Annotated in this window: 12 protein-coding genes; 6 read left to right on the forward strand and 6 right to left on the reverse strand. The window is 53.6% G+C overall.

The window, feature by feature from the left end:
* Positions 1-313 precede the first annotated feature (313 nt).
* The gene (locus RBR25_RS16985) at positions 314-844 is read right to left on the reverse strand and encodes a hypothetical protein (RefSeq protein ID WP_432820732.1); all 531 of its coding nucleotides are present in this window, start codon (positions 842-844) and stop codon (positions 314-316) included.
* Between the two features lie 263 nt (positions 845-1,107).
* Between RBR25_RS16985 and RBR25_RS16990 the strand changes: the two genes are divergently transcribed.
* The 5 genes from RBR25_RS16990 (at position 1,108) to RBR25_RS17010 (ending at position 4,281) form a co-directional block, all read left to right on the forward strand.
* On the forward strand, positions 1,108-1,752 hold the full coding sequence (locus tag RBR25_RS16990) for a class I SAM-dependent methyltransferase (protein WP_432820733.1): 645 nt from the start codon (positions 1,108-1,110) through the stop codon (positions 1,750-1,752).
* A gap of 356 nt (positions 1,753-2,108) precedes the next feature.
* Positions 2,109-2,357 (forward strand): prevent-host-death protein, encoded by a 249-nt coding sequence (locus RBR25_RS16995; RefSeq protein WP_432820734.1) that lies wholly within the window; start codon positions 2,109-2,111, stop codon positions 2,355-2,357.
* Complete coding sequence (locus tag RBR25_RS17000; RefSeq protein ID WP_432820735.1) at positions 2,345-2,620, forward strand: type II toxin-antitoxin system RelE/ParE family toxin; 276 nt, start codon at positions 2,345-2,347, stop codon at positions 2,618-2,620. Before RBR25_RS16995 ends, RBR25_RS17000 begins: the two co-directional genes overlap by 13 nt.
* 330 nt (positions 2,621-2,950) lie before the next feature.
* Positions 2,951-3,397 carry a hypothetical protein gene (locus RBR25_RS17005; RefSeq protein WP_432820736.1) on the forward strand — a complete coding sequence of 149 codons (447 nt, stop codon included), beginning with the start codon at positions 2,951-2,953 and terminating at the stop codon, positions 3,395-3,397.
* 530 nt (positions 3,398-3,927) lie between these two features.
* Entirely contained in the window at positions 3,928-4,281 is a 354-nt protein-coding gene (locus tag RBR25_RS17010; protein WP_432820737.1) for a type II toxin-antitoxin system RelE/ParE family toxin, read from the forward strand.
* A gap of 158 nt (positions 4,282-4,439) precedes the next feature.
* Here the strand turns inward: RBR25_RS17010 and RBR25_RS17015 are convergent, their stop codons facing one another.
* Both RBR25_RS17015 and RBR25_RS17020 read right to left on the reverse strand, forming a co-directional pair.
* Positions 4,440-4,781, reverse strand: coding sequence for a transcriptional regulator (locus RBR25_RS17015; protein ID WP_432820738.1), 342 nt, complete (start codon positions 4,779-4,781; stop codon positions 4,440-4,442).
* A 1-nt stretch (position 4,782) separates the two neighbouring features.
* The gene (locus RBR25_RS17020) at positions 4,783-5,064 is read right to left on the reverse strand and encodes a toxin-antitoxin system TumE family protein (protein ID WP_432820739.1); all 282 of its coding nucleotides are present in this window, start codon (positions 5,062-5,064) and stop codon (positions 4,783-4,785) included.
* Positions 5,065-5,734: 670 nt separating this feature from the next.
* On the opposite strand from RBR25_RS17020, the gene RBR25_RS17025 reads away from it, so the two are divergent.
* Entirely contained in the window at positions 5,735-6,088 is a 354-nt protein-coding gene (locus tag RBR25_RS17025) for a type II toxin-antitoxin system RelE/ParE family toxin (RefSeq protein WP_432820740.1), read from the forward strand.
* 312 nt (positions 6,089-6,400) lie between these two features.
* Here the strand turns inward: RBR25_RS17025 and RBR25_RS17030 are convergent, their stop codons facing one another.
* The 3 genes from RBR25_RS17030 to RBR25_RS17040 all read right to left on the reverse strand — a co-directional run bounded on the left by RBR25_RS17030 (position 6,401) and on the right by RBR25_RS17040 (position 7,911).
* A complete protein-coding gene (locus RBR25_RS17030; RefSeq protein WP_432820741.1) occupies positions 6,401-6,991 on the reverse strand; it encodes a hypothetical protein in 591 nt (196 codons plus the stop codon).
* A gap of 38 nt (positions 6,992-7,029) precedes the next feature.
* Positions 7,030-7,212 carry a hypothetical protein gene (locus RBR25_RS17035; protein ID WP_432820743.1) on the reverse strand — a complete coding sequence of 61 codons (183 nt, stop codon included), beginning with the start codon at positions 7,210-7,212 and terminating at the stop codon, positions 7,030-7,032.
* A gap of 87 nt (positions 7,213-7,299) precedes the next feature.
* Positions 7,300-7,911: a hypothetical protein gene (locus RBR25_RS17040; RefSeq protein ID WP_432820742.1), complete on the reverse strand. Its 612-nt coding sequence runs from the start codon at positions 7,909-7,911 to the stop codon at positions 7,300-7,302.
* Positions 7,912-8,102: the final 191 nt, after the last annotated feature.

An 8,102-nucleotide genomic window follows, 5' to 3' on the forward strand; every position in this document is an offset into this window, starting at 1 on the left:
CAAAGAGCCATTAAGACCGCTGCGGGGATATCTACGACATTTTGCCGAGGCCTTTCGGCCCGGCAACAACCGAATTGGTTGGCTCATGCCTCAAGCCGCGTGAGCTTTTTTCGCGATTGCATCAACTTTAACAGAAATCGCGATCATGACCAGGGGTGATGCGCGACGGTCAGGATGTCCGGGGTCAGAACTTGTGTTGCCGGCGGGCCACCGAAACGTGGAGCGGCTATCTATTTTTCGAGAAGCAAAACCATGTCTTCCGTTTACTTGGGCGTGTTGTTCGGTGGAGCAGGTCAATGCCGATAGTCTTCGCCTATTTGTCCAGTACGACGCGCATAAGAATACCGGAGCCTATTTCAAATTCTCCGATGGCGCGAATGAATCCGGGACGACCGGGATCATACACATTGACGTGGACTCGGCCTGGGAGGTCGTGGGGATGGTGAATCAACCAGGCGCCGGGAGGGACAGGATGGCCACATTGGACCGGCGGTGGCTGATGCCCGGCCGGACGATCCGGATACCAAATGCGGCATTCACCGGGTGGCGGGTAATGTCCTTTTGGAATATTCAGTTGCGTATAGCCATGTTCGTGGAAATAAGAACTTTCGCCTTGTCGGGTTTGATGATATTCGCCGTAGCGCGGCTGATCGATGTTGATTGATCCGTAGGGGCCTTCGATGCCGATCGGGGCGCATGCGGTCAGGGCGGCAAAGACAGCCGGAACGGTTAGGCGTAGTCTTTTTATGGTCAACTCCTCTAGATGTCGGCTTGATAATGTAACGCCTAAACGGATAAGATCTTTGCGGTCGGCGGCGCGCCGCAAAGACTCGGCAGAACCCAAGTGCGACAACCGATGTCAACTGTTTATGGGGTTTTGCCGGGGCGCTTGAATGTGGTCTGAGAGAAAGAATAGCGGGAAGAGCGTATCCGACAACGGAAATTCGTCATTTTCCCCGGGGGGGGGGTCGCAAGATAGCCGGGGCGTCGGGAGTAAGGTGGAACAGGGACTTTGCGGTAAATTTCCGGCCATGTAGGGCAAGGGGGGATGAAGGTTCTTTATGGGAGGGGTGGGGTAAAGATTCCAACGAAAGGGTATGAGAAACCATGATTCAGGATAAACGCATCAAAGATTTTAATCCCGTAGCGCAGAGCTGGGATGCAAAGCCCCAGCGCCAGCTGCTGGCCCAGGCTGTGGCCGATGCCATCCGCAGAGAAATTCCATTCTCCGGCAGCCCGCGGGCGCTCGAATTCGGCTGTGGCACCGGGTTGGTGTGCTATCTGCTACTGCCGCAGCTGGCAACGGTGACAGGGGTGGACCGGGCGCCGGCCATGTTGGAGGTGTTCGAGCAGAAGGCCCGTGATCTCGGCCAAAGCGAACGGGTGACGACCTTTCTGGCGTCTGATGAGCATCTTCTGCCGCTGCGAGAATCCTTTGAGCTGATTTACAGCAGCATGGTGCTGCACCATGTACCGGACTATGCGACCGTGGTGTCCCGGCTGGCGGCCGCTCTGATCCCCGGCGGCTATCTGGCTCTGGCCGATCTGGATCTGGAGGACGGCGATTTTCATGGCCCGGGTGAGGATGTGGCCCATGCCGGTATTGACCGCGAGCTGCTGCAGGAGCAACTGCGGCAGCTGGGGCTGGAAGAAGTGCGGGTAGTGACGGCGCACCACATACGCAAGCAGCGCGGTGGTGGCGAAAAGGTTTATCCCGTCTTTTTGGTGACAGGTCGACGACCGGTTGTCTGAAAACCGACCGCGGCTTTTTTGCTGTATTCGCAAAAAACATCGTAGAGGATGGCAGCAACGCAGGAAAAACGCCGGTGGTCGGTAGCTGCTCCGCACGCCCGGTTGGATCAGGGAGGGTTGGTCCAGACAGTCCACTTAGGCCCCGTCGGACGAAAGGGACGGAAACGGATAAGCCGAGCCTTAAGCCGTGTAGGTCTGCTCTCTACTTTCTCCGGTGAGTTGCCCTCGGTGTGACCGGGGCGGGGGAATCCGTGATTGTTTTTCGATGCCTTTTCCATTTTTCTTGTTGGTGCTAAATCAGGGATTCAAAGAGGTATCGATGTGACATCATTCCGGCTCAGGAACTCAAGCGGCGGGTGATTGCCGCCGTCGACGACATCATCGCCAAGGGGGATGTGCACGTGATCCGGAACAACCAGGTGCAGTATGTGGTTCTTTCGGCGGCCCGTTACCAGGAACTGGTCGCCGAGGCGCGCGAGGCTTATCTGGCGCGGGTGCGGACGGCGTTGGAGGATGTCAAGGAAGGGCGCGCTCGCCATTTCGCCACCGCCGATGAGTTGCTGGCGGCGTTGGACGCCGACGAGTCGGATTCATGTTCACCCTGACGACCCCCGAACAGTTTCTGCGGCAGACGCGGAAGTTTTTCAGGAAACATCCCGATCTGAAAACTCGCTTTGGCGAAGTGCTCGACGATCTGCAAAACGACCCCTTTCGGCCCCGCCTCGGGCTCCATCCCCTGACCGGCAAACTCGCCGGCTGTCATGCCGTCCGTCTTAACTACACCTATCGCCCGATCCTCATGCTCTTCATCACCGAAGGGGAGATCGTGCTCCTCGATATCGGCAGTCATGACGGGGTTTACCGCTGAAAAGACCTTGGCCGTAGGCCCGTTAGATTCGAGCGGGAAGGGTGAGCATGGTGGACGGACAAGATACGGGTTAAAAACAGTGTCGTGCCGATAATCGCAGGGGTGGGAAAAGCCCTTGAAAAACTCTGCCTGAGGTGGGGAATGTGCGTGAAAATTACAGAGGGCTGTAATGAGAAGTTGGTTTAAGATACTCTGTTTTTTGTTTATTTGCCTTACTTAGTGGTATCTCTTTGGTATGGCTATTCAGTTTTCATACTCAACGATGCTACCGTTTACTCGGAGAACGGGCCCCTTGAAAACATCCAAGCCATCTTACTGGCGGTTAGTGCCTTGGTCTTTCTGATTTACGCTGTTCGGGATAAAAGTTCTGCCAGATTGATTCTTTTATCTTGTTTCTGGCTCTGTTTCAGTTTTGTGTTACGAGAACTAGACGTTGAGCGTCTTGACGTTCACAATGCCTTGAAATTCATTGGTGCCGGTATCGGCCGAAACATAATGCTGGCAGTGGGATTTCTGGCTTTATTGATTCGCGCCGTAACTAGATTTTCATATTATAAAAAAGCTGTTCTTCCCTTTCTTAGATCAAAACCCGGGATTCTACTGATGCTGGGCGGTCTGTTGCTGATCGTTGGGGATGTGTTTGAAAACAGTCATTCTATTATCCACAATGCTTTTTTCGAAGAAATCTTTGAGCTTTTCGGATGCTGTTCCATTTTGTTGTCGGCACTTGCATCTCATCCCGCCCTGACACGGACCGCGCAAAGCGAGCGAGACTGAAATAAAAAATTAAAACCGCGGTGGTATTGCGGGCCGGAGCGTTGCGTCAAGGGGATTTCCGTGATAGTCGACTATCCGGAAGCCCGATTCCGGTCTTGCTGAGACGGTCGTTTCGCCAGCCGGGAGGGCTTTTCGACGAGGCGGCCGCTGACGTATTTGGGAAAATGTTCGGGGTCAAGTCTCGCATTGCAACATTATTACCCGTTTGTTGCCCCCTGCTCCCCTATGGATACAAAATTCACCCGGCATAACCGGGGCAGGGTAATCCGTGATTGTTTTTTGATGCCTTTTCCGTTTTTCTTGTTGGTACTAAATCAGGGATTCAAAGAGGTATCGATATGACATCGTTCCGGATCAGGAACTCAAGCGGCGGGGGATCGCCGCCGTCGACGACATCATCGCCAAAGGCGATGTGTACGTGATCCGGAACAACCAGCCGCAATATGTGGTTCTTTCGGAGGCCCGTTACCAAGCGCAGATCGCCGAGGCGCACGCGGCTTGTCTGGCGTGGGTGCGGACGGCGATGGAGGATGCCAAGGAAGGGCGCGCTCGCCATTTCGCCACCGCCGATGAGTTGCTGGCGGCGTTGGACGCCGACGAGTCGGATTCATGTTCACCCGACGACCCCCGAACAGTTTCTGCGGCAGACGCGGAAGTTTTTCAGGAAACATCCCGATCTGAAAACTCGCTTTGGCGAAGTGTTCGCCGATCTGCAAAACGACCCCTTTCGGCCCCGCCTCGGGCTCCATCCCCTGACCGGAAAACTCGCCGGCTGTCATGCCGTCCGTCTTAACTACACCTATCGCCCGATCCTCATGCTCTTCATCACCGAAGGGGAGATCGTACTCCTCGATATCGGCAGTCATGACAGGGTTTACCGCTGATAAGACCTCGGCCGGAGGCCGGTTGGATTTGGGCGGGAATGGTGATCATGGAGGAAGGGCAAGGGGGGAATTAAGGAAGGGGAAGAAATGTGGCCGTGCAAGACGCGACCTCGTTGATTGTCCGAGAAGGATCCATTCTTGTCCCGCCATTTTTAACCTTACGCTGCCTTGAGCAAAAAATTCACCCGCATGGCGTCAAAGGGGAAAACGATCAAGCCCTTATCGGTTTTTTGCAGGATTCCCGCCTTGAGCAGCACCTGCACATCGGTATGGACTGCCTTCACATCCCGTTCCATGCGCCGCGCTGCCTCGCGAATCGTCATGGGCTCGGCGCCCATCATGAGTTTCAGTAGATCCCAGCGTTTGCCGGAAATGACCTTGAACAGCAGTTCCGGCGACTCGAAACTGATGAATGTTCCTTGCGCTTCGTTATCGAAGGCCCGCAGCAGGCGGCGATTGATCGTTTCGCGGGACGCGATTTCCAAGGTTACGGTACGCATATCAGCACCTCCGGTTGTCCACGTCGTTCCAGAAGTCGTTTAGCAGAGCCTGTGGAGTCGTGAAAGAATAGGGAAACTCTTGTTCGCCGATGTGTTTGTGGTCGCCCTTGCCGGGCTCATTGTCATAACGAATCACGCATTGCCCATCGACGACAAACGCGAGGCGATATTTGAAGGCATGAGCGCTTCCGCAAAGCGGCGCGGGAACCCGCCAGACCACCATCTCGGCAAATGCGTTTTCGCTAACGATGTGGCGTTCGTTCAATAAGAGTTCGGCGTCCATGTTGGAAAGATTAACAACAGGAGGTGGTGTTGTCAATGTTTACAACATAATGTTCAGGAAAGAATTTTTCGGAGATTTTCGGGCACCTTGGAGTAGGGGTGGATGATGTGAATTAAGGGGGGGGGTAAGTGATGTGGCCGCAAAAGACACGATCCCGATTGGTTTCCCTGAAAAGACCTTGGCCGGAGGCCGGTCGGATTCGGGCGGGAATGGTGAGCATGGAGGAAGAGCAAGGGGATTCCAGGTAGATTATTGACCAGGTAGAGCAAGGGCGGAATTAGGGGAGAGGGAAGAAATGTGGTGGTGCAAGACGCGACCCCTGTGGGTTGCCATATTATTACCCGTTTGTTGCCCCCTGTTTCCCTACGGATACAAAATTTGTCCGGCATAACCGGGGCGGGGTAATCCGTGATTGTTTTTTGATGCCTTTTCCGTTTTTCTTGTTGGTACTAAATCAGGGATTCAAAGAGGTATCGATGTGACATCATTCCGGCTCAGGAACTCAAGCGGCGGGTGATTGCCGCCGTTGACGACATTATCGCCAGGGGGGATGTGGACGTGATCCGGAACAACCAGCCGCAATATGTGGTTCTTTCGGAGGCCCGTTACCAAGCGCAGATCGCCGAGGCGCGCACGGCTTATCTGGTGCGGGTGCGGACGGCGTTGGAGGATGTCAAGGAAGGGCGCGCTCGCCATTTCGCCACCGCCGATGAGTTGCTGGTGGCGTTGGACGCCGACGAGTCGGATTCATGTTCACCCGACGACCCCCGAACGGTTTCTGCGGCAGACGCGGAAGTTTTTCAGGAAACATCCCGATCTGAAAACTCGCTTTGGCGAAGTGTTCGCCGATCTGCAAAACGACCCCTTTCGGCCCCGTCTCGGGCTCCATCCTCTGACCGGCAAACTCGCCGGCTGTCATGCCGTCCGTCTTACCTACACCTATCGCCCGATCCTCATGCTCTTCATCACCGAAGGGGAGATCGTACTCCTCGATATCGGCAGTCATGACAGGGTTTACTGCTGAAAAGACCTTGGCCGGAGGCCGGTTGGATTTGGGCGGGAATGGTGATCATGGAGGAAGGGCAAGGGGGGAATTAAGGAAGAGGAAGAAATGTGGCCGTGCAAGACGCGACCCCATTGATTGTCTCCGGCGATGCTCTGGCCGCTCTCGCGCCAGGCGGTAATTTTATTTGTCCATTCCTGCTTCAAGTCCGGCATCAGACAACCTCCTTGGGAGAAATACCATGGAGGCCAGCTTAGCCGACGCCTGCAGGCTCAACAAGATGGCTACAGTTGCCGATTACGCTAAAATCGCGAGAAGTTCTGTGGATCAGGGTTAAAGCGCCCCATCCTCTTGACCTGCTAATTCAGCTTCACATGCTTTTTCGTTATCGAAGGAATACACAATTGATATATAACCTTTGTTTTGGCCGCTAGGGCTTGCAATAAGGCCTACTTGTTTAATGTTATCTACAAGAGTTGACCCTTTTTCATTGTTCCAGACAGCCAACAAGATCCGCTCTTTCTTGATCATTGCCATCATAAAATCGTTGGGCTCATTCCAGATACTACCCGTCATCAACAGATCTATTGTTTCGTGCTTGCCATATGCTTTTTCAAGTTTTCCCTTCATGTCATTGAATGCGGATTTAAGCTCAATGCCATACGCGCTTGTTGGAACATCTTTGCCTATCGCTTTAATCCAGCATAAGCCGCCCTTTGGCGAGACCTGAACAATGTATGCCTCGAAAGCAGAGTGAGGCTTTGGCACACTGCTAAGCCTGTATTTGCCGTTGGCCACTTTCTCTGGTTTGCCACCGATATCTTTTAGTGTCATACCCATGTCCAGACCAAAAGGGCCAGCCATGGCGTTTGTCGCACAGATTAGTCCCATAATGACGAGTGAAACAATACCGCGTCTTTTCATTTTATTGCCCTTTCTTGCAAGGTTAGACAGCATAACATTTATGATAAGTTGAAAAATTTCCGTTGAAAAAGACGGCCATTGCCCATGCGGATATCATACGCAGGTACATCGGCCTGCTGTGTCTCGGCAAGAGCGATTTCGAGGCGATCCACGGCTTTCGCCGGGACCGTTTTTTTCAGGAATCCCTGTACCAGGATCACGGTACCAGCAAGCAGTTTCAAAGCGAACCCCGAACAACTCAGCTTAAGGCAACACATCACCGGTGCGGCATCCGGCCAAGCGGCGGCGGCTCAAAACCGTCATGCAGGCTAGTCCTGACCCCGGACGTAAGTAGTGAAGAAGTTGTTGAGATTCTGGGTAAAGGTGGGGCTCACGTTTGACTCCTCATAGATAACCGATTTTTTACTTCCGATGATTTTACAGGACAGGGCCTTGGCCGATGCGATCCGGCCGAACTGTACTGGCGTCATGACTACGGTTCCTGTCTCCCATTTGGCGTAAGAGGCCGACCTAGTGATGCTGTTGTAGGCGATCGTGTCCGAAGTTTGGCTGGCATGGTTCAGGATCGGCAGGGTTATCAAGTCACCACCATCTAACTTGAAGATGACTTCCTCCAAGACGCCCAACTGGTTCGGTGCGCCGAACATGGTGTCGTAACTCGTCTTGTTGGTGATGTTGAGGCCGAGCAGAACGATCTCCCCATTTTCGGGGGTTTTCTCGACGAAGGGGTTGAGGTAGACGCCTGAAGAATCTATGTGGATTCCCCCTGCTATCGATTTGGTGGAGATTCGGTTGTTTTCGGAAAGGTAGATCTGGTTTTTGCTCTCGCTAAAGCGCGTATCGGCTTGCTGGACCTTGAACGCTGATGAACAGGCAGACAGGACAATAATTGTGGCAACCGTAGCAATGACATTCCTCATGTGTTTTACCTCCCTCTATAAAGTATAATCTGGTTATCTATTTCGTTCCAGTTAGCGACTAATCTTGATGCACTCGCGAAAAAAGCTCACGCGGCTTGAGGCATGAGCCAACCAATTCGGTTGTTGCCGGGCCGAAAGGCCTCGGCAAAATGTCGTAGATATCCCCGCAGCGGTCTTAATGGCTCTTTGAA

The sequence above is a fragment of the Trichloromonas sp. genome (assembly GCF_034006665.1).
GTDB lineage: Bacteria > Desulfobacterota > Desulfuromonadia > Desulfuromonadales > Trichloromonadaceae > Trichloromonas.